At 30.4% G+C, this 20,824-nt stretch carries 22 protein-coding genes; all 22 read left to right on the top strand.

All coding sequences use genetic code 11. The annotated features are described in order from the left end of the window. Positions 1 to 11: 11 nt before the first annotated feature. The 22 genes from hisD (at position 12) to H9661_RS16685 (ending at position 20,606) form a co-directional block, all read left to right on the top strand. Positions 12 to 1,298, top strand: a complete 1,287-nt coding sequence (gene hisD, locus H9661_RS16790; protein ID WP_143318162.1) for a histidinol dehydrogenase — start codon at positions 12 to 14, stop codon at positions 1,296 to 1,298. Next, on the top strand, positions 1,298 to 2,350 hold the full coding sequence (hisC, locus tag H9661_RS16785; protein WP_191769923.1) for a histidinol-phosphate transaminase: 1,053 nt from the start codon (positions 1,298 to 1,300) through the stop codon (positions 2,348 to 2,350). Before hisD ends, hisC begins: the two co-directional genes overlap by 1 nt. Before the next feature lies 1 nt (position 2,351). After that, positions 2,352 to 2,942 carry an imidazoleglycerol-phosphate dehydratase HisB gene (hisB, locus tag H9661_RS16780; RefSeq protein ID WP_143318164.1) on the top strand — a complete coding sequence of 197 codons (591 nt, stop codon included), beginning with the start codon at positions 2,352 to 2,354 and terminating at the stop codon, positions 2,940 to 2,942. A gap of 9 nt (positions 2,943 to 2,951) precedes the next feature. Beyond that, complete coding sequence (gene hisH, locus H9661_RS16775; RefSeq protein WP_191769920.1) at positions 2,952 to 3,563, top strand: imidazole glycerol phosphate synthase subunit HisH; 612 nt, start codon at positions 2,952 to 2,954, stop codon at positions 3,561 to 3,563. Further along, positions 3,560 to 4,282, top strand: a complete 723-nt coding sequence (hisA, locus tag H9661_RS16770) for a 1-(5-phosphoribosyl)-5-[(5-phosphoribosylamino)methylideneamino]imidazole-4-carboxamide isomerase (protein ID WP_191769918.1) — start codon at positions 3,560 to 3,562, stop codon at positions 4,280 to 4,282. Before hisH ends, hisA begins: the two co-directional genes overlap by 4 nt. A 1-nt stretch (position 4,283) precedes the next feature. Further along, a complete protein-coding gene (hisF, locus tag H9661_RS16765) occupies positions 4,284 to 5,045 on the top strand; it encodes an imidazole glycerol phosphate synthase subunit HisF (RefSeq protein ID WP_143318167.1) in 762 nt (253 codons plus the stop codon). 10 nt (positions 5,046 to 5,055) lie between these two features. Further along, positions 5,056 to 5,391 (top strand): phosphoribosyl-AMP cyclohydrolase, encoded by a 336-nt coding sequence (gene hisI, locus H9661_RS16760; protein ID WP_143318168.1) that lies wholly within the window; start codon positions 5,056 to 5,058, stop codon positions 5,389 to 5,391. An 8-nt stretch (positions 5,392 to 5,399) separates the two neighbouring features. Beyond that, on the top strand, positions 5,400 to 5,726 hold the full coding sequence (gene hisE, locus H9661_RS16755; RefSeq protein ID WP_143318169.1) for a phosphoribosyl-ATP diphosphatase: 327 nt from the start codon (positions 5,400 to 5,402) through the stop codon (positions 5,724 to 5,726). Between the two features lie 110 nt (positions 5,727 to 5,836). Further along, positions 5,837 to 6,178, top strand: a complete 342-nt coding sequence (locus H9661_RS16750) for a hypothetical protein (protein WP_143318170.1) — start codon at positions 5,837 to 5,839, stop codon at positions 6,176 to 6,178. Positions 6,179 to 6,340: 162 nt separating this feature from the next. Further along, positions 6,341 to 7,582 (top strand): TcaA 3rd/4th domain-containing protein, encoded by a 1,242-nt coding sequence (locus H9661_RS16745; protein WP_191769916.1) that lies wholly within the window; start codon positions 6,341 to 6,343, stop codon positions 7,580 to 7,582. Between the two features lie 25 nt (positions 7,583 to 7,607). Next, on the top strand, positions 7,608 to 8,888 hold the full coding sequence (locus tag H9661_RS16740; RefSeq protein ID WP_143318172.1) for a murein hydrolase activator EnvC family protein: 1,281 nt from the start codon (positions 7,608 to 7,610) through the stop codon (positions 8,886 to 8,888). 421 nt (positions 8,889 to 9,309) lie between these two features. Beyond that, entirely contained in the window at positions 9,310 to 9,882 is a 573-nt protein-coding gene (locus tag H9661_RS16735; RefSeq protein WP_143318173.1) for a hypothetical protein, read from the top strand. 104 nt (positions 9,883 to 9,986) lie between these two features. Then, positions 9,987 to 10,778, top strand: a complete 792-nt coding sequence (locus H9661_RS16730; RefSeq protein WP_143318174.1) for a hypothetical protein — start codon at positions 9,987 to 9,989, stop codon at positions 10,776 to 10,778. 116 nt (positions 10,779 to 10,894) lie between these two features. Further along, positions 10,895 to 12,178 (top strand): trigger factor, encoded by a 1,284-nt coding sequence (gene tig / locus H9661_RS16725; RefSeq protein WP_143318175.1) that lies wholly within the window; start codon positions 10,895 to 10,897, stop codon positions 12,176 to 12,178. Between the two features lie 162 nt (positions 12,179 to 12,340). Beyond that, positions 12,341 to 12,940: an ATP-dependent Clp endopeptidase proteolytic subunit ClpP gene (clpP, locus tag H9661_RS16720; protein WP_143318176.1), complete on the top strand. Its 600-nt coding sequence runs from the start codon at positions 12,341 to 12,343 to the stop codon at positions 12,938 to 12,940. A 29-nt stretch (positions 12,941 to 12,969) separates the two neighbouring features. After that, positions 12,970 to 14,268, top strand: a complete 1,299-nt coding sequence (clpX, locus tag H9661_RS16715; protein WP_143318177.1) for an ATP-dependent Clp protease ATP-binding subunit ClpX — start codon at positions 12,970 to 12,972, stop codon at positions 14,266 to 14,268. 140 nt (positions 14,269 to 14,408) lie between these two features. After that, positions 14,409 to 16,085, top strand: coding sequence for an ATP-dependent protease LonB (lonB, locus tag H9661_RS16710; RefSeq protein ID WP_191769915.1), 1,677 nt, complete (start codon positions 14,409 to 14,411; stop codon positions 16,083 to 16,085). A gap of 169 nt (positions 16,086 to 16,254) precedes the next feature. After that, entirely contained in the window at positions 16,255 to 18,591 is a 2,337-nt protein-coding gene (gene lon / locus H9661_RS16705) for an endopeptidase La (protein ID WP_143318179.1), read from the top strand. Continuing rightward, entirely contained in the window at positions 18,581 to 19,174 is a 594-nt protein-coding gene (gene yihA, locus H9661_RS16700) for a ribosome biogenesis GTP-binding protein YihA/YsxC (RefSeq protein ID WP_143318180.1), read from the top strand. Before lon ends, yihA begins: the two co-directional genes overlap by 11 nt. 175 nt (positions 19,175 to 19,349) lie before the next feature. Further along, complete coding sequence (locus H9661_RS16695; RefSeq protein WP_143318181.1) at positions 19,350 to 19,727, top strand: hypothetical protein; 378 nt, start codon at positions 19,350 to 19,352, stop codon at positions 19,725 to 19,727. A 39-nt stretch (positions 19,728 to 19,766) separates the two neighbouring features. Next, positions 19,767 to 20,024 carry a hypothetical protein gene (locus H9661_RS16690; protein WP_143318182.1) on the top strand — a complete coding sequence of 86 codons (258 nt, stop codon included), beginning with the start codon at positions 19,767 to 19,769 and terminating at the stop codon, positions 20,022 to 20,024. A 114-nt stretch (positions 20,025 to 20,138) separates the two neighbouring features. Further along, on the top strand, positions 20,139 to 20,606 hold the full coding sequence (locus tag H9661_RS16685) for a hypothetical protein (protein WP_191769913.1): 468 nt from the start codon (positions 20,139 to 20,141) through the stop codon (positions 20,604 to 20,606). Positions 20,607 to 20,824 lie beyond the last annotated feature (218 nt).

The raw sequence follows: 20,824 nt of genomic DNA, 5'->3' as shown, positions 1-20,824 counted from the left end.
TGGAGTAGAAAATGTTAAAACTTTTTAATTTAGAAGAAAAAGGATGGAATCTTCTTATTAAAGAATTAAATGAAAGGGCGAATTCAGAAAGTGAAGAGATATTGGAATCTGTATCTAAGATACTAAAAGATGTTAGATTAAGAGGAGATATTGCTATAAAAGAATATACTGAAAAGTTTGATAAAGTAAAAATTAAAGATTTCAAAGTCAGTGAAGAAGAATTAAGTGAGTGTTTTAATGAAGTAGATGTTGAGTTTATTAACAATCTTAAAGAAGCGAAGGAAAATATAGAATACTATCATAAAGCTCAAAAAGGAAGAGGCTTTATACTAAATAAAGAAAGAGGCGTATTTTTAGGACAAAGAATCCTGCCTTTAGATTCAGTAGGAGTTTATGTGCCAGGAGGTACAGCTGCATATCCTTCATCAGTTCTCATGAATGTAATACCAGCAAAGGTTGCTGGAGTAGAGCAAATAGTTATGGTTACACCACCCAATAAAGACGGAAAAATAAATCCTTATATAGGAGTAGCAGCAAAAATTTCAGGAATTGATACTGTATATAAAGTCGGGGGAGCTCAAGCCGTGGCAGCATTAGCTTATGGAACTGAAGCTATTCCAAAAGTTGATAAAATTGTTGGGCCAGGAAATATATTTGTGGCTACAGCTAAAAAACTTGTATTTGGAACAGTTGATATTGATATGATTGCTGGTCCGAGTGAAATACTTATAATAGCTGATGAAGGGGCTGAAGCTAGTTATATAGCGGCAGATTTAATGTCACAAGCAGAACATGATAAATTAGCATCTTCGATACTTGTTACTACATGTAAAGAACTATATGAAAAAGTTAATTCGGAATTAGAAAAACAGATTAATGATCTTTTAAGAAAAGATATAATTAAAGATTCACTAATAAATCATGGAAAAGCTATTATCTGCAGTAGTATTGATGAATGTATTGAAGTTTCAAATAGAATAGCTCCTGAACATCTTGAATTAATGGTTCAGAATTCAATGGAGCTTTTAGGTAAGGTAAAGAGCGCTGGTTCAGTATTTCTTGGGTATAATACACCAGAGCCTATAGGAGATTACTTTGGGGGAACAAATCACGTGTTGCCTACAAATGGCACTGCAAAGTTTTTTTCAGCACTTTCAGTAGACAGTTTTATAAAAAAATCATCATTCTTATATTATTCAGAAGAAGCGATAAAAGAAGATGGTGAAAAGATAATTAACATAGCCAACAAGGAAGGTCTTACTGCACATGCAAATTCTGTGAAAGTGAGGCTAAAATAATGAAAGATATTAATTCTTATATAACCTTAAAAGGCCAGAATGAAATAAATCTAAATAGTAATGAAAGTTCTTTAAGAATAGAAAAAGAATTGCTTGGAATGATGAAAAGTTCATTTAATAAGATTGATTTTAATAGATATCCTAATAATAATAATGTCAAAATCAAAGAATTATATGCTAGTTACATTGGAGATGAAATAACTAAGGATAATATAATAATTGGTAATGGTTCAGATGAAATGTTAGGGCTAATTATTAATATTATAATAGATAAAAATAAAAAACTTCTCACAGTTTTTCCTGATTTTACTATGTATGATTATTATGTATCTATGCAAGGTGGAAAGATTGTAAAATATCAGAGTAATAGGGATGGTTATGTAGATGTAGATAAGTTTATAGAACTAGGAAAAAAAGAAAATGTAGATTTGATTATGTTTTCTAATCCAAATAATCCAACTGGATATGCATTTACACTAGAAGAAGTAAAAAAGGTTGTTGAAGCTTTTAAGGATATTTATGTTGTTGTTGATGAAGCATATTATGAATTTTATGGAGAGAGTATAGTAGGGGAGATAAATAAATATAATAACTTATTAGTAACGAGGACATTATCAAAAGCATGGGGTCTTGCAGCATTAAGAATAGGATTTTTGATTTCAAATAAAGATAATATTAAGAAGTTTAATGAGAATAGAGTACCGTATAGTGTTAGTTCTCTTTCACAGGTTGTTGCAGAAGTTGCATTGAATGATCAAACTAGAGCTAGGGAAGATAGCAGAAAGATAGTAGAAGAAAGAGAAAAAGTTTATGAAGAGCTTAAAAAAATAGAGAAAGAAGCAGCATTAGAGATAGAATTTTTTAAATCTAAAGCAAATTATATTTTTGGGAGAACTCTATATAAGGAAGCTCTTATTCATGGATTAAAAATGAATGGGATTAATATAAGAGATTTTCAAGATGATAGTTTTAGAATTACAATTGGCTCACCTTTTGAAAATAGCAAACTTCTTCAAAGTTTACGGAGAATATTTGTCTATGGAGGTGAGTAATATGGAAAAAAGAATAGTAGCTTTAGAAAGAAATACAAAAGAAACGCAAATTAAGTTAAGCTTAAATCTTGATGGAACAGGGAAAACATCTATAGAAACAGGAGTAGGTTTTTTTGATCATATGCTTGATTTAATGGCTTTTCATGGAATGTTTGATTTGGACATTAAAGCAAAAGGTGATTTGGTTGTATGTGATCATCATTTAGTAGAAGATGTAGGAATAATATTTGGAAAAGCTTTTTTAAAAGCTTTGGGTGATAAGAGAGGAATAAGAAGATATGGAACTTTTTTTCTTCCAATGGATGAATCTTTAGCTCAAGTTTCACTTGATATAAGTGGTAGAAGTTTTTTAGTATTTGATTGTAATTTTAATAGAGAGAGTATTGGAAACTTTTCTACTGAAATGGTAAAGGAGTTTTTTAGAGCATTTGCATTTAATTCAGAAATTACCTTACATGAACGGATTATTTATGGAGAAAATGATCATCATAAAATAGAAGCTTTATTTAAGGCTACTGGGAGAGCAATAAGAGAAGCTAAAGAAGTAGATAAAAGTAATATGGTCATACCTTCAAGTAAAGGTATGCTGTAGGAGGTTATTATGGTAGTAATAATAGATTACGGGATGGGCAATTTAAAAAGTGTTTTCAATGCTTTAAATAAAATAGATTGTCATTCAAAGATATCTTCTGATAAAGAGGATTTAAGAACAGCAGACGCATTAATATTACCAGGTGTAGGAGCATTTAAGGATTGCATGGACAATTTGGAGAGAACCGGATTATCAGATATTATAAAGGAAGAGGTAGTAAAGGGAAAACCGCTACTTGGCATATGTCTTGGGATGCAAGTATTATTTGAAAAAGGTTATGAGGGAGAAGAGAAGAAGGGGTTAGGTCTACTTAAAGGAGAAGTAAGGAAAATGGTAGATCCTTATGAAAAAATTCCTCATATAGGATGGAACAATCTTGAAAAAAATAATAATGATATTTTAATCGATGGAATAAATGAAAATTCTTATGTTTACTATGTTCATTCATATTATGCACAAGAATATAGAGATGAGGATTTAGTAGGATATTCAACCTACGGAAAACTTAAGATTCCAGGGCTGGTAAGAAGAGATAATATTATGGGAGCACAATTTCATCCTGAGAAAAGTGGAGAAGATGGGCTTCGAATTCTCAAAAATTTTAAGGAGTTGGTTTTATGATAATTATACCTGCTATAGATATAATAGATGGTAAGCCGGTAAGACTCTATCAAGGAGATTATAATAAGAAAGAAATAGTAGCAGATGATATATTAGAAACTTCTAAGTCATTTCAAGATGCAGGGGCAGAGTATATTCATCTTGTGGATTTAGATGGAGCTAAAGCTGGTAAATTAATTAATAGAGAAGTTATTATAGAGGTTGCTAATAAAGTAAGTATTCCAGTGGAAGTAGGGGGGGGAATTAGAACCTATGAAACCATAAAATATCTAATTGAAAATGGAGTGTCTAGGATTATACTTGGGACTAGTGCAATGGAAGATGAAGTATTTTTAAAGAAAGCCATAGATAATTTTGGCGAAAAAATAGCTGTTGGAATAGACTGTAAAGATGGATATGTTTATGGAAGAGGTTGGCTAGAAGGAAGTTCTCTTTATTATATTGATTTTGCTAAGAAACTTGAGGAGTATGGAGTTAAGAATATAATAGTTACAGATATAAGCAAGGACGGGACTTTAGAAGGCCCTAATTTAGAGATGTTAAGTAATCTAAAGAGTGAAGTGAATATTAATATTACTGCGTCGGGTGGAATAAGAGATATAGAAAATATAAAAGCATTAAATGATATGAATATTTATGGAGCTATAACTGGAAAAGCTATATATGCAAAAACATTGTCCTTAGAGGAAGCCATAAAGCTTACAAAGGGGGAAGTGTAAAATGCACACAAAGAGAATTATTCCTTGCTTAGATGTTAAGGCTGGAAAAGTTGTTAAAGGTATAAACTTTGTTGATATAAAAGAAGTAGGTGATCCTGTAGCACTTGCAGAACATTATTATAAAGAAGGAGCAGATGAAATAGTGTTTTTAGACATTACTGCTACACATGAAGATAGAGGGATAATGAAGCAAGTGGTTGAAAGAGTAGCTGAAAAAATATTTATTCCATTTACAGTAGGTGGAGGGTTAAGAAGTTTAGAAGATATAAAAACTATATTAAGAGCAGGTGCAGATAAAATTAGCTTAAATTCAGCAGCTGTTAGAGATAAAAACTTAATTAGGAAAAGTGCTTTTACATTCGGAAATCAGTGTATAGTTCTTGCTGTAGATGCAAAAAAAAGAGAAGATAAATCTGGATGGAATGTAGTTATAAATGGAGGAAGAATAGATACTGGATTAGATGCTTTAAAGTGGATAGAAGAAGGTGTAAAGCTTGGAGCTGGAGAGATATTATTAACTTCTATGGATGCAGATGGTACTAAAAAAGGTTTTGATATAGAACTTACTAAGGCTGTATCTAATATAACTAACGTGCCAGTAATAGCATCAGGAGGGTGTGGTAGTCTTGAGCATTTCTATGAGGTATTTAATGAGAAAGCAGCAGATGCTGCACTTGCAGCATCGTTATTTCATTACGGTGAACTTACTATAGAAGAAGTAAAGAGATATTTAAGAGAGAGAGACATTCCTGTAAGGTTTTAATGGAGGAATTATGAAAGAAGAAATAATAAGTAAGGTAGAAAAGGTGGATTTTGCAAAAGGCAATGGATTAATTCCAGCAATTGTTCAAGATTTTAAGAGTAATGAAGTTTTAATGCTTGCTTATATGTCGAAAGAAAGTTTGATTAAAACGTTAGAAGGCGAAACAGCTTGGTATTTTAGTAGAAGTAGAGATGAGCTTTGGAATAAGGGAGCTACATCTGGGCATTATCAATATGTAAAGGAAGTTAGGATAGATTGTGATAACGATACTATACTACTTCTGGTAGAACAAATGGGGGCAGCTTGCCATACAGGTAATAGAAGTTGTTTTTTTAGAAAGTTGTAGGAGGAAACATGAGTAGTGTAATAAAAGAATTATATTCAACTATTTTAGATAGGAAAAAAGGTGGCGATGAAGGGTCATATACTGTATACCTATTTAATAAAGGAAAAGAGAAAATACTTAAAAAGGTTGGTGAGGAAGCAACAGAGGTTGTAATAAGCAGTCTTTCAGAAAATAAAGTTGATCAAGTAAATGAAATCTGTGATTTAACATATCATCTTTTAGTATTAATGGCAGAGTTAGAAATACCTGTAGAAATGGTAGAAGAAGAGCTTATTAGAAGAGAAAGTAAAACTAACAATTTTAAAGGCGAAAGAAAAGAAATTCAAAATCTTTGATTAAAATGTTAAAGTTAAGGCATAATTAATATAAGAAAAAATTATAATTGTTAATTAACCTTTAAAGGTGTTATAATAAGGCAACAATGGAATTTTGAAAGGAGCTTTTTATGAAAGAGCTATTTAAAATTAAAGATTTATCATTTTATGCTGAGGACTTTCTTGACGATTTAAGTGAATATGAGGATATAATTCCTATAATAAAGGAATTAGAAAATAAGTTACAATATGAAAAAATTGCAGTAACAGAAGAAAATGAGTGCTGTGGAAAGAGTAGAGATAACTATTTTATCCAAATTCATGGATATATAAACAAAGATGATGAATTTATTACTAAAGAAGAGTTAGAAATGTTTAATAATACATTAAAAAAAGAAGAGCTAGATCTTTTTGTCATAAGAGTATATAAATGTGTTGACTGTGGAAAATGGATAATAGATATTTTAGAATAAAAGAAATCCTTTTGTAAATACTTTGATATTTGCAAAAGGATTTCTTTGTTGGTATTATATTCTAAAAATTCTTTAAGCTAAAAACCTTGTTATTTTACTAATTCCAAATTAAAATAAAATTAGTGAATAAGGTCTTTGAGAGTTGTGATAGGAGACGAATTTATGAACAAATTAATAAATGGAAAAAATAAATTTTTAAATTATTTTTTAGATTTAATGAATAATTTAAGAGAGAGCAATATTAGAAAATTTATAAGAAAAAGATTAAAACTTATAATAGTAATATTAATAGGGATTTTCTTATTTTTAGGCTACTTTATTGGTAGAGTTAATAGTAGCAGAGATAGGATAATAGGGAAGTTAGAAGTGGCATTAAAAGATGGAGATGTTAGTAAGTTAAGCAAGATTGTTAAGTTAGATGGGAAGAAAGTAGATAAAGAAAAACTAAAACCATTAATTAATTATTATAATGTAGATTCTTCTAGAAGTGATTCTGCTATAAGAATTTTAAAAGTTGGCGGAGAAACAGAGGCTTTCAAACTTGAATCTAGAAATTCGTTATTTGGAACGGACTACTATATAGATTTGAATACATATAAATTAAAGGTGAAAAGCAATTTTGAAGAAGGGATATTTACTATAAATAATAAGGATTATGTTAATGGGGATGAAGAACAAAAGGGACTTATTCCTGGAATATATTCTGTTGACGGAAAATTAAAAAGTGATTATGGAGATGTAGAAAGTTCAAAAGAATTAGTTCTCATGAAAGATGAAGAAATAGATGTTGATTTTCCAGCAATAAAAGTTAAGGTTGAATCAAAATATGAAGATAGTGAGATATTTGTAAATGAAGAAGATACTAACATAAAGGTAAAGGATGGTGAAGAGATAGGACCATTTGCCACTGATGGATCTGTTTTATTGCATATTGAGAATGACTTTCCATGGGGAAGAATTAAAAGTGAGGATGTAGCTGTTAGAAATACTCCTAACATGAAATTAGATATTAATATGGAAAATGATGAGATGAAATCAGAGCTAGAAGAGGCTTCAAATGACTTTTATAATAGCGTATTCAAATCATTAAATTATGAAGATAAAAATAGCATAAAAGCAGCAACAGAAACCACAAGAGATAAGATATATGATATTTTGGAAAAGAAATATATATTTTTGAAAAATGAGTATACAATTAAAAATGTAAATATAGATAATGAGAAAAGTCAGTATGACTATAACGATGGAATATATAGGGCAATATTAGTTGTAAAGGTTGATTATGAAATAAAGAAAAGTTTTTTAGGCTTAAATAAAAGTAATAATTCAAAATTGTTTTTTACCAAACTTATTTATGATGAAAATGGATGGAAAATTGATGATGTAGAAAACTTTAGTTTATAAACAAAAGATAAAGAGGAGAGTACTTATGAATAAAAAAAGAAATAAACTAGTCACGATATTTATTACACTTACTCTTATTACAAATTCGCAAATTACATATGCGGCTGGTACTTCAAGCTTACAAGATAAAATGAATAAGAATAATCAGCAGATTGATGCCTTGGAAAAACAGGAAAAGGGTGTTCAAGACCAGAAAGCAAATGAAGAAAAAAATCTTGATGATGTAATGAAAAAAGTAAATGCAAAAAGTGCTGAATTAGCAGAAGCAAATAAAAAAGTACAATCCTTTCAAAGTAAGATAGATGAATTACAGAGTAATATTAGTAATTATCAGAGTAGTATAAATGCTAATAATGAAGAGATTAAACTTAAAGAGTTGCTTATAAAAGATAATGAAGAAGAGATTATAGAAAGAGAAAAAATGCTAGATGATAGGCTTAGAAGTTATTATAAAAACAACATGTCTAGCCAAATTATACATGTGATAGCAAAAAGCGGAAGCATAAGTGAAATGATAAATACTATTTCTACTATAAGCAAATTAATGAGTATGGATAGTAAACTAATGAAAGAAGTAAAGGAAATAAAAGAAGCTCTTGAAAAGGAAAAAGTTACATTACAGAAAAAGGTTGATAATCTCAATGAGGAAAGCCTAAAGGTAGAAGCATTAAAGAATGAACAAGTAAATGCTCAGAAAGAATTTATTTTGGAGAAAAATAAGTATGAGACTGAAATGAATGAATTAAAGAATTTAGAAGATGCGAAACAAAAAGTTGTAAATTCGTTAAGTTCAGAAGAAAAAGCATTGCAAGAAAAAATAGGAGACTTAAATGACTTTAATGAAGGGTTACAAAAGCAAATAGATGAGTTCTTTAATAATATTAATGGTAACAGTAATGTAGATAATAAAATTTCTAATGGTGAGGGGTTTTTAAAACCTGCGAATGGGGCTGTGACAAGCCCATATGGTCCTAGAGTTCACCCTATTTTTGGAACTAATGGATTTCATACAGGCGTAGACTTTGGCGCACCTAATAATTCTTCGATTTATGCATCAAAGAGTGGGAGAATAGTATTTGCTGGTGTTCAAAGTGGATATGGAAATACTGTTATAATAGATCATGGTGGTGGAGTTCAAACTTTATATGCACATTGTAGTTCAATTTTAGTATCATATGGACAAAATGTAGCAAGAGGACAAGTTGTAGCGAAGGTTGGTTCAACAGGAAATAGTACAGGCCCTCATCTTCATTTTGAAGTAAGGATTAATGGAAAACATACAAATCCTATGCAGTATTTAGGATAAGATAAGTTAAGCGATTTAGAATTAGTAAACAGTTCTAAATCGCTTTTATCATTGTTCTATATTATTAATGAAATGGATATTGTTTTAATATAAATCAAAAACCTGTACTCGGGTAAGTACAGGTTAAAGGGTTATGTCCATTTTTTGAAAGGGATAAATGAACATAATGTGGGGTTTATATCAACTTAACTATTATATATAGCTAAGATGTATGGGCTAAATTGTCTGATATAATTAGTTACTTATATTATAAGACAAAAATAAACAATTGCCAATGGATAAATTGAATTATTTCAGAAATGTAGAAATAATTTAGTAATTATTGCTGGATTAGAAATATAAGTATTAATTCTAGTATAGATAGTATATTATATATATATTACAATGCAATCATAAAATGCATTGCTCAGAGGAGGAAGTAATGAAAAAGTTTGACATTCAAAAAGAGATTGATAAATCTATGCAATTTGTTATGAAAAAAATTAGTGAAGGTAGATTATTAGTAGATACATTAGAGAGAGAAGATAATTTATTTATATATATAAAGAATGGAAGATATGATTTTTATGAAGAAGATGAGAAAAAAAGTTTTAATGGTATTTTATTATTAAGAGAAAATATAGAAGACTTGAATAAATTTAAATTAGAATTAAGAAAAAAGTCATGGAATTTAAACAACAATGGGTTTATAATTTTAAGGTATGTAAATAATGATATTGACGATATAGATTTAAAGGGAGAAGAATTTCAAAAATTCTTTAAAGAGGAAGGATTTGTTGATATAGAAAGTTATATTCTTTTAACAAAAGATGAGAACGAAGAAAGTAGTAAGAAAGGTTTGGTTGTAATAGGAAGATGGCATGAAGATTTGCTTAAAGAAACGCCTGAATATGAAGCGTATTCAAAGAACTTGGTAAAATCAAGTAAGTGTGGAGGCTGTTCTAAAAAAAGTGGGGGCTGTAGTGCCTGCAGTGGTGGTTGTTGCAAGAAATAAAATTTTAACGTGTAAATATATAAAAATAGTGTGTAATAGGATATAATGAAATATGTATAACGAATAAATGATATTATAGATATTTTCTGCAGGAGGTTAGGAAGTTGGCAAAACCAAGTATTTTTAGTAAGGATTATGAGAAGAGGATGAGAAAAAGAAAAAGAACAATATTTTTAGTGGTGTTGTTGGTATTAGTAGGAATCTCAATTGTAATCTTTAATTCAAAAATAAAAAATATTGATTTTTCAAATGTAAAAGCTAATATACAAGCTTGGGTAGATAGTGGAAAACAAGAGGAAGAGTTGACTAAAGTAGAAGAAGAGGAAACTGTAGAACCTGAAAAAGAAATACCTAAAGAACCTGAAAAAACTTATGTGAATATAAATATAGCACCAGGGGTAGAGGTGAAGGCAGAATATGTTTTACAAGAAGGTAAGAAACAGTTTGTTGCAGTAGATCAAATTCAAGGATATACTTTTAATATTAGCCCTTCAAAAGGACAAATGTTAATTTTAGATAGTGCGCAGAATATGAAAATTTCTGATACTGAAGGTGCAATAAAGGATATAACTAAAACAGCATATATATCTCAATCTGGAAGTAACTTTCCGAAGGATCAAATATTAGCTAATAATCCAACATATATATGGCATTCGCAAGCTAGATTTATAGATGATGCAAAAGTAGTATATGTGAGCGAATTGCCTTACTTTGGAAATGCTGGACAAAAGAAATATGTATGGATTCATGATATTGCATCAGGTGAAGATAAGACAATATGGGCATTAATTGGAACAAATATAACAATAGGGGATATAGTACCAGATAAAGGTATAACTATAACTGTTGATGGTGTAGTATCATATCTAAAAGCTGATGAGACAGTTACAAAATAAAATATGTTAATAAAAACTAGCAAATAAACAAATTATTTGATAATATTTAATATAATATGATATAATATTTTAGTCTATAAATATGAAAAAGGACTATTTTAGGAGGAATATAATTAATGGAAGCTAAAATGGAAAAAATAGAAGCAAATTTAGTTAAAATTGAAGTAAGAGTTGAGGCAGAAAAATTTAATGCTGCTTTAAAAAAGGCATATAACAAGAACAAGCAAAATTTTAATGTTCAAGGTTTTAGAAAAGGTAAAGTTCCTATGGCAATGGTTAAGAAGTTCTATGGTATAGAAGTTCTTTTTGAAGATGCTATTAACTTTGCAATAGATGAAACTTATGGAAAAGCACTAGAAGAAAATAACATAAGACCTGTTGACTATCCAAAGGTTAATGTTGTTGAAGTTGGAGAAGATAAGGATCTTGTATATACTGCTGAAGTTACAGTATATCCAGAAGTTGAACTTGGAGAATACAAAGGTTTAGAAGTTGAAAGACCAACATATGAAGTAAAAGAAGAAGATATTGAAAAACAATTAAAGTCAATGCAAGAAAAAAATGCAAGGATTGAAACTAAGACTGAAGGAACAGTAGTAGATGGAGATGTTGCAGTTATCGACTTTAAGGGATTTATTGATGGAGTTGCTTTTGAAGGTGGAGAAGGAAATGATTATTCACTAGAAATAGGCTCAGGTTCATTCATTGATAATTTTGAGGAACAATTAGTAGGAGCAGCTGTTGGAGAAAAGAGAGAAGTTAAGGTTACTTTCCCTGAAAACTATGGAAAAGAAGATCTTAATGGAAAAGAAGCAGTATTTGAAGTAACTATAAAGGAAATAAAAGTTAAGGAGCTTCCTGCTTTAGATGATGAATTTGCTAAAGAAGTATCAGAATTTGATACATTAGCAGAGGTTAAAGAAGATATAAAGAAAAAGTTAGAAGAACAAAGTGCTGAAACAGCAGATAGAGAATTTGAAAATGCAATTATAACTGCTGCAGTTGAAGTTTCAAAAATTGATTTACCACAAGTAATGGTAGAAAAAGAAATAGATGTTATGGTTGGAGATCTTGAAAATAGATTAAAATATCAAGGATTAACTTTAGATCAGTATATGGAGTTTACAGGAAATACAAATGAAAAGATGAGAGACTACATGAGAGAAAATGCTGATAGAAAAGTTAGAGCAGATTTAGTTTTAGATGCAATAGCTAAAAAAGAAAGTATTGAAGCTACAGAAGAAGAATTAAAGGAAAAAGCTTTAGAGCTTGCTAAGATGTATTCAGCTTCTGAACACGAAAAGATGGCAGAAATGTTAATAAATGCTCAAAAGTCTATGATTGAAAGAGATATAGTTATTGAAAAGACTATTAAGCTATTAAAAGATAACGTAAAATAATATATTTGATAATTTAATATAATGATTATAAGAAAATTGCCAGAAATTATTTCTGGCAATTATTTCAAATAAAACATTAACAAAAACATTAAAATCTTGTATAATTACAATATGAGAATAGACTCTAGATAAGATAGAGTAATATAAAGAGGAGGTAGAATTATGGCATTAGTACCTATGGTAGTAGAACAAACAGGTAGAGGGGAAAGATCTTACGATATATTTTCAAGATTATTAAAGGATAGAATAGTTATGCTTAGTGGAGAAGTTAATGATGACTCCGCAAATCTTGTAATTGCCCAATTATTATTCCTAGAAAGTGAAGATCCTGATAAGGATATTTATTTATACATAAATAGTCCAGGTGGCTCAGTAACAGCGGGAATGGCTATATATGATACAATGAATTATATCAAAGCAGATGTATCTACAATCTGTATGGGACTCGCTGCATCAATGGGAGCATTCTTATTGTCTAGTGGAGCAAAAGGAAAGAGATTTACACTTCCTAATGCAGAAATAATGATTCACCAACCTTTAGGCGGATTCCAAGGGCAAGCAACAGATATTGATATTCATGCTAAAAGAATATTAAAGACTAAGGAAAAACTTAATAAAATTTTAAGTGAAAATACCGGTAAATCGTTAAAACAAATTTCTCAAGATGTAGAAAGAGATTACTTCATGGACGGCGATGAAGCAGCTGAATATGGAATAGTGGATAAAGTTATAACAAGTCATGATTTAGGGAAGGATAAATAGTAGATATATAGTCTGAGTGAGGTGAATATATGGCTAAATATGATGAAAAAAAGCAACTAAAGTGTTCATTTTGTGGAAAAAGTCAAGACCAAGTTAAGAGATTAATTGCTGGTCCTGGAGTTTATATATGTGACGAATGTATTGATTTATGTTCGGAAATAATAGCAGATGAATTTGAAGAAACAGTAGAATTTGATGCAAAAGCATTACCAAAACCACAAGAAATAAAAAATTATTTAGATGATTATGTAGTAGGTCAAGAAAGTGCAAAAAAAGCTCTTTCAGTAGCTGTTTATAATCACTATAAAAGAGTTAATTCAAATGATACTAGTGATGATGTAGAATTACAAAAAAGTAATATTTTGTTGTTAGGGCCAACAGGATCTGGAAAAACATTTTTAGCACAAACATTAGCAAAGTTTTTAAATGTACCTTTTGCAATAGCAGATGCTACTACATTAACAGAAGCTGGATATGTAGGAGAAGATGTTGAAAATATACTTTTAAGGCTTATCCAAAATGCTGATTATGATGTTGAAAAAGCTGAAAAAGGAATAATATATATTGATGAAATAGATAAGATTGCTAGAAAGTCAGAAAACCCATCTATTACTAGGGATGTCTCGGGAGAGGGTGTTCAGCAAGCATTGTTAAAAATATTAGAAGGAACCGTTGCCTCAGTGCCACCTCAAGGAGGAAGAAAACATCCTCACCAAGAATTTATTCAAATAAATACTGCAAATATATTATTTATTTGTGGTGGTGCATTTGATGGAGTTGATAAGATTATAGAAAAGAGAACAAGAAAGAGTTCTATAGGGTTTGGAGCAGACATACAATCTAAGAAGGAAAAAGATGTGGGAAGTTTGCTTAAGGATATTCTGCCAAGTGATCTTTTGAAATTTGGATTAATACCTGAATTTGTAGGTAGATTACCTATAGTTGTAACATTAGAATCATTAGATAAGAAAGCTCTTGTAAATATATTAAGTCAACCTAAAAATGCTTTAGTAAAGCAATATAAGAAGTTATTTGAGATGGATAATGTTGAACTTGATTTTACTGAAAAGTCATTAGAAGCTATTGCTGAAAAAGCAATAGAAAGAAAAACTGGAGCTAGAGGATTAAGGTCAATAATAGAAGATGTTATGACTGAAATAATGTTTGACATACCTTCTGATAATAGGGTTACTAAAGTTATTATTACAGAACCAACGATAACAAATAAAGAACAACCTGAAATTCATAGATTAGCTGAAGGTGAGGAGAGAGTTGCTTTACCTAAGCCTAAGAAAGCTAAAAAGAGCAAGGGTATGGAAACTGCTTAGTGCAGTATAGAGAGAGTGATAGTAAAGACTATCACTTTTTTTTATGAGAATTATTTCAAAAGTAAAAAAATCCATTGTATAGTGTTCTGTTAGTAGGTTAATAATTATAACTAGAAATATAACTAACGGAGGAATCAGTGATGGCAGAAATATTAATTCTTTTACAAGTAATATTAATGGTTATAATAATTTACTATATGGTTTATAGTAATAAACATACTAATTCTAAAAAAATTATAATAAATAAAGAAAATAGAAAAGAAATGGATAAATTAAATAAGATGAAAGGAGTATCATTAACAATACCTTTAACTGAAAAGAGTAGGCCAAGAAAATTTGAAGAGGTTATAGGCCAAGAAAATGGCATAATGGCTTTAAAGGCAGCGCTTTGTGGACCTAATCCTCAACATGTTATAATATATGGGCCTCCGGGTATTGGTAAAACAGCAGCTGCAAGATTGGTGTTAGAAGAGGCCAAAAAGAATAATAAATCGCCTTTTAGGAACAATGCAAAATTTGTAGAGATAGATGCAACAACTTTAAGATTCGATGAAAGGGGAATTGCAGATCCTTTGATTGGTTCTGTACATGACCCAATTTATCAAGGGGCTGGCTCTCTTGGAGTAGCAGGAATACCACAACCAAAACCAGGAGCTGTAACAAAAGCGCATGGAGGAATATTATTCATAGACGAAATAGGAGAGTTACATCCTATAGAATTAAATAAATTGCTGAAAGTTTTAGAAGATAGAAAGGTTTTTTTAGATAGTTCCTATTATAGTTCTGAAGATCCTAACATACCTGACTATATAAAAGAGATATTTGATAATGGATTGCCTGCTGATTTCAGACTTATAGGGGCAACTACAAGAAGTCCAGATGAGATATTGCCAGCAATAAGATCAAGATGTGTAGAAATATTTTTCCGTGGATTAATGCCAGAAGAAATAATAAAAATTGGAAATGATGCTGCAAAAAAAATAGGGCTATCTATAGAGGAAAATGCAAAAAAATTAATAGGAGAGTATTGCTATAATGGACGTGAAGTTGTAAACCTAGTACAGTTATCAGCTGGAATAGCAATTAATGAGGGCAGAAAAATTATAACAGTTCAAGATGTTGAATGGGTAATAGAGAATGGACAATATATAAAAAGAATTGAACCTACTATAAACAAAGAACCAACGATTGGAGTTGTAAACGGGTTAGCAGTATATGGGGCAAATCAAGGTGTTTTGATGTTGATTGAGGTTTCAGCAAAGAAATCAAAAGATTTTGGAAGCTTAAAAGTATCAGGAATGGTAGAAGAAGAGAGTATATCAAGTAGCAACAGAAAGATAACTAGAAAAAGTACAGCAATATCATCTGTTGAAAATGTTATTACAGTACTGAATAATATATATAACTTAGAATGTAACAAATATGATATACATATTAACTTTCCAGGTGGAATGCCAGTAGATGGACCATCAGCAGGTATAGCTATTGCAACAGCAATATATAGTGCTATAAAAAAGATTAAAATAAATAATTGTATAGCTATGACAGGGGAAATTGGTGTTCTTGGAGGAGTAAAAGCAATTGGAGGAGTAAAAGCTAAGATAATGGGGGCAAAAAAAGGAGGAGCAAAAGTTGTTATTATTCCAAAGGATAATTGGAGTGAAAGTCTAGAAGAGATGAAGGATATAAAGATTCATTCAGTTGAGAGCATAGGTGATGTTTTTGATATTGTATTTGAAAAAACATCAATTGTAAATGATACTAAAATTGAGATATTATCTGCTAGTTTAAGAAATGAAGAAAAGAGTAATTTATAATTGAAAGAATCAATTTATAGGGCTATTACGAATGAGTTAATTGTAGAATTATAGATATTCTAATAGTTAAAAAGAATGCCCAATTTAAGGGTTTATTTATTGAAAAAACAAGTTATTATGGTATACTAATTAAGACTAAATAAATATTATGTGGATGGAGGGAAGAAAGATGGATAATAAAGATACACTTCCATTAATTCCTCTAAGAGGATTAACTATTTTTCCTAATATGGTACTACATTTTGATGTAGGAAGGGAAAAATCAATTGAGGCTATTGATGTAGCTATGTTAAATGGTGAAGAAATATTTCTTGCAACTCAAAAACAAATGGAACTTGATAATCCAAGCAGTTCAGATATAAGTAATATAGGAACACTGTGTAAGATAAAACAAATTATAAAGATGCCTGGAGATACTATAAGAGTATTAGTGGAAGGTAAAGCTAGAGGGAAAATAAAAAAATATATTGATAATGATAAGTATTTTGAAGTAGTAATAGAGAAAATTGATGATAGTCCTAGTAATGATAAGGAAGATGCTGAGTTAGATGGCTATTTTGAAAGCTTAAAGAAAACATTTAAAAAGTTTATTAAAGCAGCTGGGGAAGAAAGTCCTGAAATGATGACTAATATTAAGCTTGAAAAGAATGTTTATGAATTTGTGAATATAGTGGCAAGTTATCTTCCTTTATCGGAAGAGAGGAAGCAGGAAATACTAGAAACTATAGATATAAAAAAGAGAATAGAATTACTTCTAATTTCTCTTGAAAAAGAACTAAAAGTTATAAAAGTTCAAAAGAAACTTGCAAATAAGATGAAAAAGAGTGTAGATGATTCTCAGAAGGAATTTTATTTAAGAGAACAACTTAAATTTATTCAGGAAGAACTTGGAGAAGATGATGAAGAAAAGGTTATAATAAATAAGTTTGAAGAGAAAATCAATAAAACTAAACTTCCTAAGGAAGTAAAAGAAAAGGCGCTTAATGAACTTGGAAGGCTGAAGAGAATGAATATTTCTTCCTCAGAAGGAAATACAGTACAATCTTACCTAGAGTGGTTGTTAGACATTCCTTGGGGTAAATATACTAAGGAAGTTCTTGATATTAAGAAAGCTGAAGAGGTATTAAATTCAGAACATTATGGTTTAGAAGATGTTAAGGAAAGAATTTTAGAATATCTTGCTGTTAAGAAGATGAGCGGATCGCTAAAAGGACCTATATTGTGTTTAGTTGGTCCTCCAGGTGTAGGTAAAACTTCTATAGCTAAATCTATAGCTAAAGCTATTAATAGAAAATATGTAAGGATGTCTCTCGGTGGACTTAAAGATGAATCTGAGATAAGGGGCCATAGAAGAACATATGTAGCTGCAATTCCAGGGAGAATTATTTATGGGTTAAAAGAAGCAAAAGCATTGAATCCCTTAATATTATTAGATGAAATTGATAAATTAAGTACTGACTATAAAGGAAATCCAGCTGATGCATTGTTAGAAGTTCTTGATAGTGAACAAAATAAGACATTTAGAGATAATTACATCGAGCTTCCAATAGATTTATCTAAAGCCTTATTCATTACTACAGCCAATAGCTTAGATACGATACCAAGACCATTACTTGATAGAATGGAAATTGTAGAAGTATCGGGTTATACTTATGAAGAGAAATTCCATATAGCTAAAAACCACTTAATGCCTAAGATATTTAAGGAATATAACTTGAATAATGATAAAGTAACAATTAAAGATGATGCAATTAAAGAAATAATTGATGGTTATACTAGAGAATCTGGTGTAAGATCTCTTGAAAGAGCTTTAGGAAAGCTTATTAGAAAATCTATAGCTGAATTATTAAAGGACAATAAGGAAACTATAACTATTAATAAAAAGAAGGTAGAAAAGCTAATGGGAACTAGAATTTTTACTTTTGATGAGATAAAGAAAGAAGATAAACTTGGAGTTGTTACAGGACTTGCATGGACTGCATATGGTGGAGATACATTACCTGTAGAGGCTATGGTCATGAAGGGAAATGGGAAGTTACAGTTGACAGGAAAACTTGGAGAAGTTATGCAAGAATCAGCTAAGGCTGCATATTCTTATGTAAGATCAAATGCTTCAAAGTATGGAATAAAAGAAGATTTTTATAAAGAAAAAGATATACACATACATGTTCCAGAAGGTGCTGTTCCTAAAGATGGTCCTTCAGCTGGTGTAACTATGGTTACAGCTTTAGTTTCAGCTTTATCAGGAAGAAAAGTTAAAGGAAATGTAGCTATGACTGGAGAAGTTACTTTAACTGGTAGGGTATTACCTATAGGTGGGCTTAAAGAAAAGTCATTGGCAGCATTTAGAGCTGGTGTTAATACTATAATAATACCAAAAGAAAATGCCAGTGATGTAGAAAAGATACCAAGTAGCATAAGAAATAAAATAAAAATAATAAAAGCAGAAGAAGTTGGCACTGTTCTTGAGAATGCTTTAATTGGAAAGGGTACTAATGTTAATTAAAACAAGTGAATTTATAATATCTGCAGTAAAGAGGGAACAATATCCAACTGATAATAGAGTGGAAATTGCTTTTGTTGGTAGATCTAATGTTGGAAAGAGTTCTATAATAAACGCATTAACAAATAGGAAAAAACTAGCTAAGGTTAGTCAAACTCCTGGTAAGACAAGGTTGATTAATTTCTTTCTTATAAACAATGATTTTCATCTTGTGGATTTACCTGGATATGGGTATGCAAAAGTTTCAAAGAAAGAACAAGCAAGTTGGGGAAAAACCATTGAGACATATTTACATGGTAGAGAAGAATTAAAAAGAGTTGTACTGTTAGTTGATTCAAGGCATAAGCCGACGGCTGACGATATTACAATGTTTGAATGGATAAAACATTATGGATATGATGTAATAGTTGTAGCGACTAAAAAAGATAAACTGTCAAACAATGATTTAAGAAAAAGTGAAAAATTAATAAGGGATACATTGAAATTAACTTCAGAAGACAAGTTGTATTTTTTCTCGTCTTTAAACAAAAAGGGTAGAGATGAGTTAATTGACAATTTATTTGGAGATTTGGCAAGTGAAGAATAAAAAAGAGCGAAAGCTCTTTTTTTTATTCATTTGTAATGTTAAGCAATAAAGAATTCGATAGTAGTTAACAAGATTAACTATAGAAAGAGTTTTATCCTAAAATTTTGTGGCAAATAGACCTTGGGAGAATAGTATATAGTATAAAAACAAATATAAATTCCAAGGAGGAAAAACAATGGAGATTAATGACATTATTAACGGATTAAACTGTAACGGAGAATCCAATAATAATATAAACAGTGGAAATTGTGGTGGTTTTGGAAACTGTGGCGGTTTTGGAAACTGCGGCTGGATATGGTGGATTATAATATTATTCTTCTTCTGTGGCGGTTGCGGAGGTAATTGTGGCGGCTTTGGCGGATATGGCAACCAATGTTGTTGTGAACCTTGTTGCTGTAAACCATGTTGTTGCAAAGAGAAAAATTATGACCCATGTTGCGATATGAATCGCAATAATTCATTCCTAGGTGGATCATGGTGGTTATTCTTATTAGTTATTCTATTTATTTGTGGTGGTTGTGGCTGTAATAACGGAAATGGTAACTTTGCATAATGAGTTACAAACTAATGCTATCAGAAGGGAGAGATAGTTATGTCAAAGAAGAAGCATAAAAAAGACAATTGTTGTTGCTGCTGCTGCAATAATTATGGCGGAAATGGCATATTTGGTGGAAATGGCATCTTTGGTGGTGGCTGCGATAGCTGTGGTGCATGGGAAGCTATATTATTTTGGCTAATAGCTTGTGGAGCAGGAATATTAAACACCAATTCAATATTAATAATATTACTATTTATACTTTACGGTTGGAGCGAAACAAATTGTGGATACAACAACGGGTATGGTTATTAGTAAAGTTGAGTGGAGGGCAGTTTAAGCCCTCCAAAAAAATTGAATTAAAAGGTTAACCAATAATTGATATATACATATAATAGCTAATATAAGGCTTTAGTAGGAGGATAGATTATGTCAAAACATAGACATAAATCCAATGAAGGTAATAGAATGGTTAGGAATCAATTGAACGGGTCTATGAATAGTAATCCTTTCGGTATAAGTCCTCAACAACTTTTAGGATTATTAGGTGGAAATATAGATATGACTGGACTAGGAAACATGTTATCGAATATGGGCAAGGACGGATTTGATTTAAATTCAATTAATGAACAAATTAATGCTAATAATATTAATAATGGTGTTAATGGAAATACTATAAAAAATAATGACATTAAAAAATCTAGGGATAATGAAGGAAATAGAAGAGTTAGAAAAGAAAAACATAAAGAGACTGCTGATGAGATAGTAAGTTGTAATGAAGAAGATGAGAACATAGAACTACTAATTGCTTTAAAAAAAATAGTTGATCCAGCTAAGATAGAGTTAATTGATAGGATTATTGAATTATATAACGAAGGAATGTTGGATGATAAATAATTGTATATTTTGTTCATATTAAGTCAATAATATTATTGTACCGGAGAAAGTATTCTCCTATAGCTAAATGAAGATTTTCTTCATAGAAGCTAAAACCCCCCATCCCCCTTTTAGGCCGCATTTTATAGATGCGGCCTTTTAATTTATGTGTGCCCAGCATGGGCACGTACTAGTCGGTGAAAGTCCGATATGGGGGTTGATAGTGCCAACCATTAGCT

It is taken from the genome of Clostridium cibarium (genome assembly GCF_014836335.1).
Classification (GTDB): domain Bacteria; phylum Bacillota; class Clostridia; order Clostridiales; family Clostridiaceae; genus Clostridium; species Clostridium cibarium.
Note: the sequence above shows the minus strand (reverse complement) of the source record. Positions and strands in the feature narration are given on the sequence as shown.